Source organism: Albidovulum sediminicola (assembly GCF_025751575.1).
GTDB lineage: Bacteria > Pseudomonadota > Alphaproteobacteria > Rhodobacterales > Rhodobacteraceae > Albidovulum > Albidovulum sediminicola.
In genome coordinates this window covers 1-15,081 of record NZ_JAOWLA010000003.1, presented here as the reverse complement: position 1 = coordinate 15,081, position 15,081 = coordinate 1, and the positions used below count along the sequence as shown (strand labels likewise).

At 66.1% G+C, this 15,081-nt stretch carries 15 protein-coding genes; 7 read left to right on the top strand and 8 right to left on the bottom strand.

Features of this window, described 5'->3' with window-relative positions; genetic code table 11:
* Positions 1-64 precede the first annotated feature (64 nt).
* The 3 genes from pnp (at position 65) to OE647_RS03785 (ending at position 3,990) form a co-directional block, all read left to right on the top strand.
* Positions 65-2,215, top strand: a complete 2,151-nt coding sequence (pnp, locus tag OE647_RS03795) for a polyribonucleotide nucleotidyltransferase (protein WP_263720331.1) — start codon at positions 65-67, stop codon at positions 2,213-2,215.
* A gap of 89 nt (positions 2,216-2,304) precedes the next feature.
* Entirely contained in the window at positions 2,305-3,240 is a 936-nt protein-coding gene (locus OE647_RS03790) for a hypothetical protein (RefSeq protein WP_263720330.1), read from the top strand.
* A 6-nt stretch (positions 3,241-3,246) separates the two neighbouring features.
* Positions 3,247-3,990, top strand: a complete 744-nt coding sequence (locus tag OE647_RS03785; protein WP_263720329.1) for a hypothetical protein — start codon at positions 3,247-3,249, stop codon at positions 3,988-3,990.
* On the opposite strand, the gene OE647_RS03780 is transcribed toward OE647_RS03785, so the two are convergent.
* From OE647_RS03780 to OE647_RS03770, 3 genes are all read right to left on the bottom strand, one after another.
* On the bottom strand, positions 3,987-4,760 hold the full coding sequence (locus OE647_RS03780) for a glycosyltransferase family 25 protein (RefSeq protein ID WP_263720328.1): 774 nt from the start codon (positions 4,758-4,760) through the stop codon (positions 3,987-3,989). The genes OE647_RS03785 and OE647_RS03780 overlap by 4 nt on opposite strands.
* A 93-nt stretch (positions 4,761-4,853) precedes the next feature.
* Positions 4,854-6,203, bottom strand: a complete 1,350-nt coding sequence (locus OE647_RS03775) for a TldD/PmbA family protein (RefSeq protein WP_263720327.1) — start codon at positions 6,201-6,203, stop codon at positions 4,854-4,856.
* Between the two features lie 131 nt (positions 6,204-6,334).
* Positions 6,335-7,813 carry a DUF2125 domain-containing protein gene (locus OE647_RS03770; RefSeq protein WP_263720326.1) on the bottom strand — a complete coding sequence of 493 codons (1,479 nt, stop codon included), beginning with the start codon at positions 7,811-7,813 and terminating at the stop codon, positions 6,335-6,337.
* A 149-nt stretch (positions 7,814-7,962) separates the two neighbouring features.
* Between OE647_RS03770 and OE647_RS03765 the strand changes: the two genes are divergently transcribed.
* Together OE647_RS03765 and OE647_RS03760 are read left to right on the top strand one after the other, a co-directional pair.
* Positions 7,963-8,577 (top strand): enoyl-CoA hydratase/isomerase family protein, encoded by a 615-nt coding sequence (locus tag OE647_RS03765; protein WP_263720325.1) that lies wholly within the window; start codon positions 7,963-7,965, stop codon positions 8,575-8,577.
* Positions 8,578-8,635: 58 nt separating this feature from the next.
* On the top strand, positions 8,636-9,403 hold the full coding sequence (locus OE647_RS03760; RefSeq protein ID WP_263720324.1) for a TIGR01458 family HAD-type hydrolase: 768 nt from the start codon (positions 8,636-8,638) through the stop codon (positions 9,401-9,403).
* A gap of 106 nt (positions 9,404-9,509) precedes the next feature.
* On the opposite strand, the gene OE647_RS03755 is transcribed toward OE647_RS03760, so the two are convergent.
* The 5 genes from OE647_RS03755 to OE647_RS03735 form a co-directional block, all read right to left on the bottom strand.
* Positions 9,510-9,989 (bottom strand): VOC family protein, encoded by a 480-nt coding sequence (locus OE647_RS03755; protein ID WP_263720323.1) that lies wholly within the window; start codon positions 9,987-9,989, stop codon positions 9,510-9,512.
* A 58-nt stretch (positions 9,990-10,047) separates the two neighbouring features.
* Positions 10,048-10,470 (bottom strand): VOC family protein, encoded by a 423-nt coding sequence (locus tag OE647_RS03750; protein ID WP_263720322.1) that lies wholly within the window; start codon positions 10,468-10,470, stop codon positions 10,048-10,050.
* Between the two features lie 67 nt (positions 10,471-10,537).
* A complete protein-coding gene (locus OE647_RS03745; RefSeq protein ID WP_263720321.1) occupies positions 10,538-10,981 on the bottom strand; it encodes an SRPBCC family protein in 444 nt (147 codons plus the stop codon).
* A 27-nt stretch (positions 10,982-11,008) separates the two neighbouring features.
* A complete protein-coding gene (locus OE647_RS03740; protein WP_263720320.1) occupies positions 11,009-11,347 on the bottom strand; it encodes a YciI family protein in 339 nt (112 codons plus the stop codon).
* Between the two features lie 113 nt (positions 11,348-11,460).
* A complete protein-coding gene (locus OE647_RS03735) occupies positions 11,461-12,705 on the bottom strand; it encodes an RNA polymerase sigma factor (RefSeq protein WP_263720319.1) in 1,245 nt (414 codons plus the stop codon).
* Positions 12,706-12,895: 190 nt separating this feature from the next.
* Here OE647_RS03735 and OE647_RS03730 point away from each other — a divergent pair, with 190 nt between their 5' ends.
* Positions 12,896-13,975, top strand: a complete 1,080-nt coding sequence (locus OE647_RS03730) for a hypothetical protein (protein ID WP_263720318.1) — start codon at positions 12,896-12,898, stop codon at positions 13,973-13,975.
* 3 nt (positions 13,976-13,978) lie between these two features.
* The gene (locus OE647_RS03725; protein WP_263720317.1) at positions 13,979-14,794 is read left to right on the top strand and encodes a mechanosensitive ion channel family protein; all 816 of its coding nucleotides are present in this window, start codon (positions 13,979-13,981) and stop codon (positions 14,792-14,794) included.
* The last annotated feature ends 287 nt before the right edge of the window (positions 14,795-15,081 follow it).

The window sequence follows — 15,081 nt, the reverse complement described above, 5'->3', positions numbered from 1 at the left end:
GCAATGGGGCCGCCATATGAACGGGACACCCGGAGGGCCGGGCCGTCCCCTGAGGAACCGATATATGTTCAATGTGACCAAGAAATCCATCCAGTGGGGCCAGGAAACGCTCACGCTGGAAACGGGGAAGATCGCCCGTCAGGCCGATGGTTCGGTCATCGCCACGCTGGGCGAGACCTCCGTCATGGCCAACGTGACCTTCGCCAAGGAAGCGAAGCCGGGGCAGGACTTCTTCCCGCTGACCGTGCACTACCAGGAAAAGACCTATGCCGCCGGCAAGATCCCGGGCGGCTTCTTCAAGCGTGAAGGGCGTCCTTCGGAGAAGGAAACGCTGACCTCGCGCCTGATCGACCGTCCGATCCGCCCGCTGTTCGTGGACGGCTTCAAGCATGAAGTGCTGATCATCTGCACCGTACTGAGCCATGACCTCGTCAACGACCCGGACATCGTCGCGATGATCGCGGCCTCGTCGGCGCTGACAATTTCCGGCGTGCCCTTCATGGGCCCGATCGGGGCTGCGCGCGTGGGCTTCGCCAACGGCGAATACGTCCTGAACCCCGAGGTTGCCGACATGGACAACCTGCGCATGAACCCCGAGCAGCGGCTCGATCTGGTCGTCGCAGGCACCAAGGACGCGGTGATGATGGTGGAATCCGAAGCCTACGAGCTTTCGGAAGCCGAGATGCTGGGCGCGGTCAAGTTCGGCCACGAGCAGATGCAGCCGGTCATCGACCTGATCATCGACTTCGCCGAGGATTGCGCGAAGGAGCCGTTCGACTTCACCTCGCCGGACTACTCGGAGCTTTACGCCCGGGTGCAGGCCGCGGGCGAAGCGCAGATGCGCGCGGCTTTCGCGATCCTCGACAAGCAGGCGCGCACCAATGCGATCTCCGCCGCCGTCGCCGCCATCAAGTCGTCGCTGCCGGAAGAGGACCTGGCGAACGCCAACCTCGGCTCGGCGATCAAGAAGCTGGAATCCTCGATCCTGCGCGGCGATGTCGTGAAGAACGGCAAGCGCATCGACGGCCGCGACACCAAGACCGTCCGCCCGATCGATTGCGAAGTGGGCCTTCTGCCCCGCACGCACGGCTCGGCGCTCTTCACCCGCGGCGAGACGCAGGGCCTGGTCGTGACCACGCTTGGCACCGGAGAGGATGAGCAGATCATCGACGCCCTGCACGGCAACTTCCGCTCCAACTTCCTGCTGCACTACAACTTCCCGCCCTACTCGGTCGGCGAGGTTGGCCGCTTCGGTCCTCCGGGCCGGCGCGAGATCGGTCACGGCAAGCTCGCCTGGCGCGCGCTTCAGGCGGTGCTGCCGGCGCCCACCGACTTCCCCTACACCATCCGCCTCGTGTCGGAGATCACGGAATCGAACGGTTCGTCCTCGATGGCCACGGTCTGCGGTTCGTCGCTCTCGATGATGGACGCGGGCGTTCCGCTGAAATCGCCGGTCGCCGGTGTCGCCATGGGCCTGATCCTCGAAGAGGATGGCAGCTGGGCGGTCCTGACCGACATCCTGGGTGACGAAGATCACCTCGGCGACATGGACTTCAAGGTCGCGGGCACCTCGAACGGGATCACCTCGCTCCAGATGGACATCAAGGTGGCGGGTATCACGCCGGCGATCATGGAGCAGGCGCTGGCGCAGGCGAAAGACGGCCGGATGCACATCCTGGGCGAGATGTCGAAGTCGCTGACCCAGGGCCGGTCGGAGTTTTCCGCCCACGCGCCCCGCATCGAGACGATGACGATCCCGACCGACAAGATCCGCGAAGTGATCGGTTCGGGCGGCAAGGTCATCCGCGAGATCGTCGAGGTTTCGGGCGCCAAGGTCGACATCAACGACGACGGCGTGATCAAGATCGCCTCGGCCAACGCCGACTCGATCAAGAAGGCCTATGACATGATCTACTCGATCGTGGCCGAGCCGGAAGAGGGCAAGATCTACACCGGCAAGGTGGTCAAGCTCGTCGATTTCGGCGCCTTCGTGAACTTCTTCGGCAAGCGCGACGGCCTGGTGCATGTGTCCCAGATCGCCAACAAGCGCCTGAACCACCCGAACGAGATCCTGAAGGAAGGCCAGGAGGTCAAGGTCAAGCTTCTGGGCTTCGACGACCGTGGCAAGGTCCGCCTTGGCATGAAGATGGTCGACCAGGAGACCGGGGCCGAGATCGTGCCCGAGAAGAAGGAAAACGCAGAGCAGGCGGATTGATCTGCTGAACTCGCGTTACCAGAAGCCCCGGACCCGTCCGGGGCTTCTTTTTTCGTGCGCCGCATAGTAGCAGAGAGCAGGGGTTCATTTTGAACAAACAAGAAAGCGAGCTCGACGTGACACCGAAAGAGTATCTCGCGCGTGCGGGTCTTTCGCCACGATCGCTGGATGATGCCTTGTCCAGCGGCAAGAGAATCGTCGCCCATATCCGGGATCCGAAAGCGGGGGATATTGCTTGTACGGCTAGCCTCCCTGAGGAGATCAGAATGCTCAGGACCGAAGGCGGCACGCCACCGCTCTTCGTGTCCTACTACACCAGCGACACGCCGTACGAAGCGCTGGCCGCGCAGCTTCGGGCCTCGCTTGACCGCTATGGCCTACCGCATCGCATCGAGGCCATCCCTTCGCGCGGCTCGTGGGTCGCGAACACCGGATTAAAGGCGCGATTCATCGAACGGGTCTGGGCTGAAACGGAGGGCCCGATCTGCTGGCTCGATGCAGATGCGGCGGTACTTCGCCCCGTCGGCTTCCTGTGCGAGAACCCATTTGATTTCGCCATAGTCCGTCGCGGCGGTTGGGAGGATCTGTCCGGGTTTCTGTACTTTGGGAAATCTCCTGCGGCGGAAAAGCTTGTCCAGACTTGGTCACAGCTATGTGCTGCCAATCCCCACGTCTGGGATCAGGTTCTCCTTAGCCTCGCGTGGTTCACCGTCGCACGCCACGAGCCGCTCGCAAGCATGTGGCTGAACCCAGGCATCTTCCGCTTTCCCAGACCGAAGATCCGCGATCTTCGCGACGGGCTTTTGTACTACCCCTTCGACCGCAAGATCCGGCCCTTCATTGACCAAAAGCAAGCCTCGCGAGAGTTGAAGGCGTTCGTGAATGCCTCGGCGAAGATACGCGATGAACTTGGTAGCGATGATCTCTCCGACACGTTCAAACGCGCCGTGGCGCAATACGATTTCAGTTCTGAGACAGGCGTGGAGACGATTTTCTCTCGCCCCCTTCATGCCGCGGGACTTTGAAGAGCGATGGTCGAGCGAAAGAAGCTGAGGCTCGAACGGTTCCTCTCGCTCAACCAGCACCGCAAGCGCTGGGGGGCCAAGCGCCATGTGGCGGCCGATGCCGATCTTGTCGCGATGCGGGACCGGATCATCGAAGCGGGTGAGGCGGTGCAGACGCGGGGCTCGGCCAAATCGCTCGATACACATCTGGAAAACCTTCGCCGCGAATTTTCCGGTCAGCCGGAGCTTGTCTTTCACCATGCCAGGCTGATCGTTCTGATCCGGCGCGAATTCCGGCTAGAGGAGACCTTGGCGCAGTTCTTCGCTCTCTGGCGCCAGGAAGCCGCATTCCTGTGCGGCCATCTGAACCTGCGCTGGCTGATTTCGGCGGCCGATACCCTTGCCGAGCACGGGCAAGACAGCGAACGGGCGATCGCGATGATGGCCGCCTTGCTGGCCAATACCGTGAAGGTCTGCGAGTCCGATCGCTACATCCGCGGCGCGGAGACGCTGGAGCCCATTGCCGCACGCATCGAGAAACTTCAGACGGATCTGGTTCCGCTCTTCGAGGGCACTTCGGTTTTTACCGTGGGTACCGACGACACGCTACGCAACATGTACTGGCGGCTTGAGCCCTTTTTCGCCGAAGGCGTCGCCGGAGCCATCCTGAAGACGATCTATGACCGGCTTCAGGTCAACGACACCGCCTTCGCCCGGCTGCGCGCGCTGCACCGCCGCGACCGCACGGGATGGTGGAGCGACGAGGGCTAGCGAAAGTCGGATGGGTCGAGCGGAACGCGTCGCCAGCGCGCCCGCCCGAGATGGGTCGGTCCACGCAGGGCCAGCCGCAATTGCATGGCGATGCGCCGCCACCTCTGTGCGGAGGCTGGCGCGGGACGCGCCGCACTGACACCATCGATTGTGGAGCGGGTCTCGATCGGGGGTGTCAGGCCGTACCAAGCGCACACGTCGAGTTGGACCGCCTGCGCAGGTTCGGCCTGCCAGCTTGACAGGTCATAGGCGGTGGCGATGAGCGCATCGGCAAGTGCCACCTTCCGGCCAGCCCTTGCAACCAGCTTATCTGCCCCCGCAGGCCAAAGGACATAGGCGGCGGCCCCGGTCCGGTCCTGATAGAGCCGGCTGAGCTTCAGCCCGGCTACCTCGCGCGGGTGAAGGCCCAGCAGCTTCTTGCGCCCGCGCACCTCAAGCGACACATGGTCCAGGCCGCCCATATTGGCGAGGCCCGCCAGAAGCGCCGGCACCCGGCGCGACAGAACCGCATCGTCTTCCAGGACAAGCGCGGGCCGGCCACGGGCGGCGATAGTTTCCCAGGCCGCGACATGGCTCAGAAGGCAGGCGCGCTCGGCCGGTCTCAGCGGGCGTTCCCAGCTTTCCCAGTAGTTCTCCGACCGCAAGGCGGAGGCGGCATCGGCTGAGACGGCTTCGACCCGCTCGAAAGGCAGGCCCAGTGCCGCAAGCTGGCGCGACTGGAAGGCCATGCGCTCCGTCGAACCGGCGAGATTGATGACAAGCACGTCCATACCGGCCCCCGGCCAACCCGCAAGATGAAGCCTCGACTAGGCGCAGGGCCGTCCAGCGTCAAGGCGCGGCGCGCACCGCCTCAACCCGAGCCCTCACTCCCCCGCCAGCATCAGCCCCTCGACCAGCAGGCTCGGCACGACATAGGACAGATGCGCGCGCGCGTCGTTGGCGGGCGTGATACGGCGCATCATGTCGCGGAGGTTGCCCGCCAGGGTGCATTCGTTGACGGGATAGGCGATCTGCCCGCCCTCGATCCAGAAGCCCGAGGCGCCGCGGGAATAGTCGCCCGTCGTCGGGTTGATGGAGGCCCCGATCAGCGAGGTCACCAGAAGCCCGGTCCCCATCTCGGCGATCAGCGCCTCGCGCGGGCGCTCGCCCTGGGTCAGGGCGATGTTGCTGACACCCGGCGCGGGCGAGGATCCGGGCCCGCGCACCGCCGAGCCGGTCGAGGCCAGCCCCAGCTTGCGCGCGGTTCCCAGATCGAGCGTCCAGCCGGTCAGCACGCCGTCCTCGACGATCGCGCGGCGCTGCGGCGCCAGCCCCTCCCCGTCGAAGGGGCGAGAGGCGGAGATCCGCGGGCGCGACGGGTCCTCGACGATCGACAGGCCGCGGGGCAGGATCTCCTCCCCCAGCGCGTCGCGCAGCCAGGAGGCCCCGCGCACGATGGCGCTTCCGTTGATGGCCGCCAGCACATGGCCGACCAGACCCGAGGCCACGCGTTCGTCATAGATCACCGGGTAGGCGCCCGTCTTGGGCTTGCGCGCGCCATGGCGGGCGACGGCCCGTTCGCCGGCGAGCCGCCCGATCACATCGGCATCGGGCAGGTCGGCCTGGAAGGTGCGGCTTTCGGCCGCCCAGTCCCGCTCCATCCCGAGGCCGGTACCGGAAATCGCAACGGCGGAGATCGCGCGCGAACTGCGGGCGTACCCGCCCGAGAACCCGTTGGTGGCGGCAAGGTGAACGCTGCGCCGGCTGTAGCTGGCGGAGGCGGAATCGATCTGGGTGACACCGGCGACCGATTGAGCCGCAGCCTCTGCCCGGCGGGCGTCGGCCTCCAGCGCGGCGGGGTCGGGTTCGGGCGACACGTCGCAAAGCTCCAGCGCGGCCAAGTCCCAGCCCCGCGCCAGTTCAGTCGGATCGGCCAGGCCCAGCGTCGCGTCCTCGGGCGCCTCGCGGGCCATGGCGACGGCGCGTTCGGCCATGTCGGCGATGGTGCGTGCCGACAGGTCGGAGGCCGAGACCACCGCCTGCCGCTTGCCGATCAGGACCCGCAACCCGATCTCCACCCCCTCGGACCGCTCGGCCTGCTCAAGCTTGCCCTTGCGCACGTCGATGGACAGGGCTGTGCCGTCCACAGCCATGGCGTCGGCGGCCTCCGCCCCGGCCTTCTTCGCCGCATCGAGAAGCTGGTGGGTCAGGGATTCGAGGGTCGGTGCCGTCATGATGTTCCGCCGTGCTCTTGCGCCGTGATGTACAGCGCAGGTAAGCGCTGGCCGATCGCCGTGCAAGCGATGCCCGCGCATGGAACGACCGCCCGGCGAAAACCGGGCGGCCGCAGGTGCCGATCAGATCGTCACTGGATCTGCTGGCCGTTGGCAAAGATGCTGCCGTCTTCCTTGAACTCGATCTTCGAAGCCAGCGCGTCCTCGCCGTCGGGCACCGCGAAAAGGCCGAGCATCATCTGCGCGCCCATCATCTGGTCCTCGGGCAGCAGGCCCATGGTGACAAGCTTCTGCATCAGCGCGTTGGCGCCCACGAGCCGCAGATCGACCGCGCCATCCGGCACCGGCATCGGGCCGCCATTGATGATCTTTGCCGCGCCCGAGCCGGTCAGCTCCGCCCCGACCGCGCTCAGCTTCACCTCGTTGATGGTAACGGAGCTGACCTCGCCCGGAGGGGCGTCGGCGACGGATTCGATTTGCACCGGATCAAAGATGTCGATGCCAAGCGTCCCATCGCCCGCGATGTCGATGATCAGCGTGGCGGGGTCGCGGGGCAGTTGCGCCGTCGGATCGAACATGCCCCAAAGCATGTCGGACACCTCCACGTCGATCAGCTTCATCACCAGGCCGAAGGGCTGCGTCTCGTCGCTTTTCGAAACCGGCATGGTCAGGTCGAAGGCGGATTCACCGACCTGGAAGTCGATCGGCACCGGGAACTCCACGAACTGCATCTGCATCGACATCAGGCCACTATCGCCGCCGTAGTTCAGCCCGTCCTGCGACATCGCGACCCGCAGCGTTCCGGGACCGGCGGTGTAGTCGATACTGCCGCCTTCCGCGCCTCCGACCAGCGATTGCCCGGACGCGGCGGTATAGCCATAGGACCCGGCAAAGCGCAGCCCGGCGCGCAGCGCCTCGGCCATGTTGCTCATGTCCACGCCCTCGGGCAGGTTGAATTCGCCCGCTCCGCTCAGCCCCTCGACCGACCCGCCGAAGGCGAAGGTCGAGGCGGCGTCGGTGCCCTTGACGTCATAGGTCACCGACCCCGCGTTGAAGCTGGAGGTCCCGGACTTTCCGGCGTTCGACACGACGTGATAGCTTCCGCTACTGTCCGCGATATTGACCGTCATGTTGACGGGCGCGGCCTCTTCGCCGTCCATCATTTCCATCGCCAGGGCGAGCACCGGCACGGAATAGTCGTAGGTCACGTCATCGGCGGTACCCGACGCGATCAGCGACAGGCCCGACTGTGTGATCGTGGCGCTCATCTCGATCGGCGTTTCGCCTTCCGGCGCGCCGGAGGCGGTGAAGGGCACGCTCGGCGACATCGTCACCTCGACCCGGCCATCGCCCATGTCGCGCAGCCGCACCTCCTCGATCGTCAGACCGGCGGCGACGCCGAGGTTGTCTTGCGACATCGCCACGCCGCTCACGACAAGCGTGTCGCCCTGCCGTTCGGTGGAGGCGGTGGTGACGGTCTGGCCGAAGCCCTGCGCCAGTTCGCTCCAGCCTTGCCAGACCTCTTCGGGCGTGATGTCCGCGAAGGCTGAGGAACTGCACCAGAGCGCCGCAAGCAGGGTGGAGGAACCAAGTCCCGTTGACCGTTTCATCAGAATATCCTTTGAGCCTGAATCCGTTCGCGCCAGCATCCCGTCGGGGGCGCGCAAGGTCAATAGCACGCGCGGCCTCTGGACAGATTTGGCGGCGGACGGGTACGAAGGCGCCCGGACGCGCAAGAGGACAGGCAAGGGGACGGGCAATGATCGAGTTGAACATCACGGACGGGCTGTGGACGGTGACGATCGACCGGCCCGACAAGGCCAACTCCCTGACCGGGGCGATGCTTGAGGATCTGGCCACAATCGTCGGGCGCGCGGGCGCGGAGGGCGCGCGGGCGCTGGTGCTGACCGGGCGGGGCAAGGTCTTTTCCGCCGGCGCCGACCTTGACGAGGCGCGCGCGGGCCTTGCCACCAGCCCGGTCTGGGAACGGCTCTCGGGTGCCATCGCCGGTCTTCCCTGCCTGACCATCGCGGCGCTGAACGGCACGCTGGCGGGCGGGGCCTTCGGTATGGCGCTGGCCTGCGACCTGCGGATCGCGGTGCCGGCGGCGAAGTTCTTCTACCCGGTCATGAAGCTCGGCTTCTTGCCACAACCCTCCGACCCCGGGCGGCTGGTCCGGCTGGTCGGTCCCGCGCGCGCGAAGCTGATCCTGATGTCGGGCCTCAAGGCCACCGCCGAGGAGGCCCTGGCCTGGGGGCTTGTCGACCGTATCGCGGCGCCCGAGGATCTGGAGGCCACGACAGGCGCGCTCGCCAGCGATGCGCTGGGGGCCACCGCGGACCACGTCGCGGCGATCAAGGGCATGATCGGCTGACGCAGCGCCTTGGTGGCCGGGCATTGACGCCCGCCCCCGGTCCCTGCACAGTTTTGCCATGGCAAAGGCTGTTCTGATCGACCTGTCCGGTGTGGTTTACACGGGCCAGACGCTGCTGCCCGGCGCGGCTGAGGCACTGGACCGCCTGAATGCCGCGCAAATGCCCTATCGCTTCCTGACCAACACCACGCGGCGGTCGAAGCGCGATATTCTGCGGCTGCTCCGAAACCTTGGCCTCGATATCCGTGGCGACGATCTCTTCACGCCCGCCCGAGCCGCCTGTGCCTGGCTGAAGGAAAAGGACCTCTCGCCGCATCTGCTCGTCCACCCGAACCTCGCAGAGGATTTTGCCGGCTGCGCGGCTGACCGGCCCAAGGCCGTGGTGCTGGGCGACATGGGCCCATTCTTCAACTACGAGGTGCTGAACGCGGCATTCCGGCTTCTCGCAAGGGGCGCGCCGTTTCTGGCGCTGGCGGCAAACCGGGTGTTCCTGGACGACGATGGCGCATTGAGCATGGACGCCGGCGCCTTCGTGCGAGCGCTGGAATATTCGAGCGGCGCGCAGGCGCTTTTGATCGGCAAGCCCGCCCCCGCGTTCTTCGATGCGGCCGCGGCCAGCATGGGCTGCGCCCTGGCCGAAACGGCCATGATCGGCGACGATGCCGAAGCCGATGTCGCCGGGGCGCTTCGGGCCGGCGCGGGGCAGGCGATCCTCGTTCGCTCCGGGAAGTACCGTCCGGGCGACGAGAGGGCGGCTGAGCCCCGCCCCACGGCGGTCCTCGACGGGATCGCGGATGCGGTCGAGGCGGTGCTTGCGGGGACCTGACCCCTAAGGCCAGCCGGGGCCGAAGACCGTGCGAAGGCGCCCGCAGGGGGAATTGACCGCCCGGATGGCAACCCCAACCTCCCTTGCAGACTGGAAGCCTCCAAGTTCAGCCGCGGCGCGCGGCCTCGATCGCGGCGACGTCGATCTTTCCCATCTCCATCATCGCGTCGAAGGCGCGCTTTGCCTCCGCCCCTCCTGCGGCCAGCGCCTCAAGCAGTGTGCGGGGCGTGATCTGCCAGGACAGCCCCCAGCGATCCTTGCACCAGCCACAGGCGCTCTCCGTACCACCGTTGCCGACGATGGCGTTCCAGTAACGATCGGTTTCCGCCTGGTCGTCGGTCACGATCTGGAAGGAGAAGGCCTCGCTTTGCCGGAAGGCGGGGCCACCATTCAGCCCCATGCAGGGAATGCCGATGACCGTGAACTCCACCGTCAGGACGTCCCCCGCCTTGCCGGAAGGAAAGTCGCTCGGCGCGCGGTAAACCCCGCCGACGAAGCTGTCGGGGAAGGTCTCCGCGTAGAACCGCGCGGCCGCCTCGGCGTCCTTCTCGAACCACAGGCAGATCTTGTTCCTGGGCATGGTCATGGCGTCTCCTTTCGTTGTTCCGGTCGCGGGATGCGGCGGCACGGGGCTTTGGCCCGCGTCAGACCGGCATTTTCCTTCCTGCGAAGTTCAGCATCCACGGCGTCCCGAAGCGGTCGGTGAACATCGCGAAACGCTCGGCCCAGAAGGTCTCGGCGGGTTCCATCGCGACGCTTTGCGCGGCCTTGGCGAGCGCGGCGTAAAGGCGGTCGAACTCCTCAAGCGAGGAAGGGGCCAGAGACACGCGAAAGCCTTGCGGCGCGCTGTACCACTCACCCGGCGCATCGGAGGCCATGATCGCCGCGCGGCCCAGGGTCATGCTCATGTTCATGATGAGGTCGTCGCCGCCGGGCATCCGGCTTTCCGGATCCGGCGCATCGCCGTTGCGGAAAATGCCGGTGATCTGGCCATCAAGCGTTTCCGCATAGAACTGCATCGCTTCCAGGCAGTTGCCGTTGAAGAAGAGGTAGATGGTCGGCTCCATCGCCATGTTCCTTTCGCTGTCGTGACGGATTTTTCATCGTTCGGTCATTCTAGGGGCGCCCGTGCGATCACTGCGGGATGTCGGGTTCGACCAGCCGCGCCAGGTTGGCCAGCGATTGCTGCCAGCCAAGGTAGCAGGCCTCGGCCGGTATGAGGTCCGGCACGCCGCTCTGGGTGATCTCGATATCGGTTCCGACCGAGACCGCCCTCAGCGCCACGGTGACGCGCATCTCTCCGGGAAGGTTCGCGTCATCGAAACGGTCGGTGTAGGCGATACGCTCGTTCGGGATCAGTTCGAGGTATTCGCCGCCGAAGGAATGGCTGCCGCCGGTGGTGAAATTCCTGAAGCTCATGCGAAAACGTCCGCCGACCTTTCCTTCGAACGCATGAACCGTGCAGGTGAAACCGTCGGGCGGCAGCCACTTGGCCAGCGCATCGGGCTCCAGGAAGGCGCGGTAGAGCTTTTCGGGAGAGGTCGCGAGGACCCGGTGAAGACGGATGGTGCTTGGCATGGTCAGATCTCCGGTGTTTGGCGACGCTCAGCTTTCAAGTTGAAGCTGGCGGACGGGGCGGACTTCGATGCTGCCGTATTTGGCCGGGGGGATCCCGCCCGCGATGCGGATCGCCTCGTTCAGGTCGCGGGCATCGATCAGGTAGAACCCGGCAAGCAGTTCCTTCGTCTCGGCGAAGGGGCCATCGTAAAGCTGCATCTGCCCGTTGCGGATGCGCAGTGTCGTTGCGGTCTCGACCGGGTGCAGCGCCTCACCGGCGACAAGCGTGCCGCTCTCAGCCAGCTGCCCAGCGTAGTCGGCACAGACCGGATCGGGACAGGCGCTCCAGTGTTCATGATCGAGATAGACAAGGCAAAGATATTTCATCGGCGCATCTCCTGTGGTCGGGAAGGCCCGCGGCGTTCGGCCCATTGTTGGCGTTCTCGGGTATTGGTCGAACGGCGGATGCTGGAATCGACAGGGCTCGTGAAGATTTTTTCTCAGCCGCCGAGTTCCCTCAGCCGCCGCTCCAGGAAACGGCACTCGGGCTCCTGCCGGGTCAGCGTCAGCGCCGTCGCGTAGCTCGATAGCGCCTCCGGCCCACGGCCCGCGCGGCGCAACAGCTCCGCCCTGGCGGCGTGGGCAAGGTGATAACGGTCGAGCCCGCCCCTGATCAGTGCCTCCACCAGCGGAAGGCCCGCATTCGGGCCGTCGCGCATCCCGACAGCCACGGCCCGGTTCAGCGCGACGACCGGCGAAGGCTGGACACGCATGAGCAGGTCATAAAGACCGACGATCTCCGCCCAATCCGTCGCCTCCGGCACGGGCGCCGCGGCGTGGACGGCGGCGATCGCCGCTTGCAGCGCATAGGCGCCTGCGCCCCCCGACAGCAGCGCGTCTTTCACGAGCGCGCTGCCCTCGGCGATGGCCGCCTTGTCCCAAAGCGAGCGGTCCTGTTCCTCAAGCGGGATCAGATCGCCCTCGCGGGTCGTGCGGGTCGTTCGCCGGGAATCCTGAAGCAGCATCAGCGCCAGAAGGCCGCGCACCTCTGGCGCGGGAAGAAGCGCCAGCAAAAGGCGCGCCAGGCGGATGGCTTCGGCCGAGAGTTCGGGACGCAGCAGATCGGCACCCTGCGCCGCTGAATAGCCCTCGTTGAAGACGAGGTAGACCACGCGCAGCACCCGCCCGAGACGCCCGGGCAGCGCGTCCGCATCGGGCACCTCGTAGGGGATGCGCGCGTCACGGATCTTGGCCTTGGCCCGTACGATCCGTTGCGCGAGCGTGGTGGGCGCGATGAGGCAGGCGCTGGCCACGGCCTCCGTCGAAAGCCCGCAGATCTCGCGCAGGGTCATCGCGACGGCCGCTTCCTCCGACAGGCTCGGGTGACAGCAGGTGAAGATCAGGCGAAGCCTGTCGTCCTCCACGGCCTCGCGGTCTTCGGGGAGCGGCGCGGGATCCACCAGGCTCTCGGCCGTTTCGGCGGCTGCGCTCCAGGGCGCGACGCGACGCTGGCGCCGGAGGTGATCGATCGCGCGGAACCGCCCGGCGGACACGAGCCAGGAAACCGGATTGGCGGGTATCCCCTCCTGCGGCCAGCGCTCCGCCGCCGCGACGAAGGCGTTCTGAAGCGCCTCCTCCGCCAGGTCGAAATCGCCGAGCAGCCGCACAAGGGTCGCGAAGACACGGCGGCTGTCGCGGCGATAGACCTCCTGAACAGGATCGTCATGCACTGCCGGTTTCATCATCTCACGCGCAAGAAGCTGTGACGACGTTGCCACCTCGGGGATGCTACTCTGAAAGGCCGGGGTGGAGCGTGTCAAGTGACCCGCCCCGGTGCGGGTGGGCGCCGAGCGGGATCCGGCAACAAAATTTCCCGCCGCCGGGAACGCCGGGCTAAAGTGGACCTTACTGCGAAACAGAAGGCCGCCGTTTTCGATGCAGCACTTGCCTGACGCCCTCGTTTCCATCCGGGACTTTGCGCCGCCGCGAACCCGCGCGACGAACCGTGTGCGGGACGCCTATCTGCGATTGCGCAAGAAGCTTCACATCGAAGGGAACCAGGGCGACAGCGCGCTCGTCCCCGAGGATCTGGAGCGGATCAGGGACCCTATCCTTGGCCCCGAAACCTTCGAGCGGCTTGAGAGCCATGTCTTCGACCTTCTGGACAAGACCTTCGCCGCCTGGATCGATGAAGAAGAAACGCCCCACCGGTTTTGCGCCTGCCTGCACCAGGAAAGCGCGCCCGACGACCTGTTCGCGCGATGGGCGGCCGCCCGCGGCCACGACATCCTTGCCGATGGCAAGCCGGACGGGCGCCGCCGCTTCGCGGTCCTTCCCTCGCTCGATCCGCTCTGCGCCCGTGACCCCGAAGGGCTAAAAAGGCTGCGGCAGTTCTGCGACAAGATCGAGGGCCAGAAGACCAAACTGCTGTTCTGCGGCTCCGCCGTCCAATGGGGCTTCCTGCGGCGGGTAAGCCCGCTTGGCCTTCAAGTTACCGATGTGCGCGTGATACCGCCATTCGACGGGCGGGCGCTTGCCGACCTGCTGGGCATCGAGAACGCGTCGCGCCAGTTCAGATCGCGCAGTTCCGGTGCCGACATCCTGAAGATCAAGGGCAATGAATTGGAGGATGATTACCTGATCGATCTGGCCGCCGGGGTCAGGGGCTGTCCCTGGGCCGCGCTCCAGATGGTCAACCGGTCGGTGTCCAGCCAGCAAGATGCCGACGATGCGGGGGCCACCTGGCTGGCCCGGTATGACTGGCCCGGCCTGCCGCCCCAGCATGCGCGCGTCAGCCGGTTCCTGTTGCACGCGGTTCTCATCCACGGCGAACTGGCACCCCAGGATCTCGGGTCGGCCCTGCCCATCCCGGTGCCGCCGGGCCTGGTCCGCGCCCTCGCCGGGCTCGGCTATCTGCAGCTTGCCGAAGACGGCGCGGTCCGGATCGTGCCCTGCATGGCGGCGCATATCCGGCGGGTGCTGAGCGAGGCCGGATTTCCCCTGGGCGAGGTGTAGGTCATGGAAGGGCGCGCCGAACAGATCAAGACCCTCCTGAACGACTTCGGGACATGGAGCGTCTTGCAGGCGGCCGGCATCGGGCTGCTGTTCTTTCTGATCTACAAGGCGGTGCAGTTCGTCCTTCCGCGACTGGCGGAGCTTTTGCCCGCCAAGCTTCGGATCATGGTGCTGAACGCGGTCCCGCTGTCGCGGCTTGTGCTGATGATCGCGGCCCTAACGCTGATCGTCCCGCTCTTGTTCAACATCACGGTCGAAAACTTCGTGCTGGTCCTCAGCGCGCTCGGCGTGGCGCTGGGGTTCGCGCTCAAGGACTTCGCCACCAGTGCCTTTGCCGGCCTCGTCGCGGTGTTCGAAAAGCCCTATCGCTCCGGCGACTGGGTGCGGATCGGGCCGGACTATGGCGAGGTGATCGAACTGGGATCGCGCGCGCTGAAACTGCGAACGGCGGATGACGACGTGATCACCATCCCGCATTCGCGCATCTGGAGCGAGAACATCATCAACGCCAACAACGGGGAAAACACCCTGATGTGTGTGGCAGAGTTCCTGATTGACCCGGCCAGACCCGCCACGGGGATCACCGGGCTGCTGACGGATGTGGCCCTCACCAGCCCCTATCTCGACTGGGATCGGCCGGTGGCCGTGGTCATGAACAACGAAACGCAGGGCACGCGGGTGCGCCTGCGCGCCTATCCGTTTGAGATCCGCGATCAGTTCGCCTTCATCTCGGACCTGACCGAACGGGGCCGCGACGCGATGATCGCGGCCGGCGTCCGGATCGTCAGCCTTCCCGATTTTTCCGGCGGCAAGGGGTGACGGCGGGTATCCCGGCCGGGGCGTCCTGCTGTTTCCAAGCCCGTTTGGAGCGCTCAGGCTAAGGTGCCCTCGATGATCAGAAACTCGCGCCGGGAGGCCTTCCACGCCTCATCGCGGGCCTGCTTGTAGACGGGATCGTCGTGGCGGGCCCTGGCGCTGGTGACCTGCCACGGGATTTTTCCTCCACCTGCGATTAGAGTCCGACCCAACGAAGGGACGGACGATGAAGCGAACGAGATACAGCGACGAGCAGATCATCGGCATTCTGGCCGAGCATGAGGCAGGCG

Coding starts and splice junctions, on each gene's coding strand:
- pnp (WP_263720331.1), top strand. CDS start 65: ATGTTCAATGTGACCAAGAAATCCATCCAGTGGGGCCAGGAAACGCTC.
- OE647_RS03785 (WP_263720329.1), top strand. CDS start 3,247: ATGGTCGAGCGAAAGAAGCTGAGGCTCGAACGGTTCCTCTCGCTCAAC.
- OE647_RS03780 (WP_263720328.1), bottom strand. CDS start 4,760: ATGGACGTGCTTGTCATCAATCTCGCCGGTTCGACGGAGCGCATGGCC.
- OE647_RS03775 (WP_263720327.1), bottom strand. CDS start 6,203: ATGACGGCACCGACCCTCGAATCCCTGACCCACCAGCTTCTCGATGCG.
- OE647_RS03770 (WP_263720326.1), bottom strand. CDS start 7,813: ATGAAACGGTCAACGGGACTTGGTTCCTCCACCCTGCTTGCGGCGCTC.
- OE647_RS03765 (WP_263720325.1), top strand. CDS start 7,963: ATGATCGAGTTGAACATCACGGACGGGCTGTGGACGGTGACGATCGAC.
- OE647_RS03760 (WP_263720324.1), top strand. CDS start 8,636: ATGGCAAAGGCTGTTCTGATCGACCTGTCCGGTGTGGTTTACACGGGC.
- OE647_RS03755 (WP_263720323.1), bottom strand. CDS start 9,989: ATGACCATGCCCAGGAACAAGATCTGCCTGTGGTTCGAGAAGGACGCC.
- OE647_RS03750 (WP_263720322.1), bottom strand. CDS start 10,470: ATGGAGCCGACCATCTACCTCTTCTTCAACGGCAACTGCCTGGAAGCG.
- OE647_RS03745 (WP_263720321.1), bottom strand. CDS start 10,981: ATGCCAAGCACCATCCGTCTTCACCGGGTCCTCGCGACCTCTCCCGAA.
- OE647_RS03740 (WP_263720320.1), bottom strand. CDS start 11,347: ATGAAATATCTTTGCCTTGTCTATCTCGATCATGAACACTGGAGCGCC.
- OE647_RS03735 (WP_263720319.1), bottom strand. CDS start 12,705: ATGATGAAACCGGCAGTGCATGACGATCCTGTTCAGGAGGTCTATCGC.
- OE647_RS03730 (WP_263720318.1), top strand. CDS start 12,896: ATGCAGCACTTGCCTGACGCCCTCGTTTCCATCCGGGACTTTGCGCCG.
- OE647_RS03725 (WP_263720317.1), top strand. CDS start 13,979: ATGGAAGGGCGCGCCGAACAGATCAAGACCCTCCTGAACGACTTCGGG.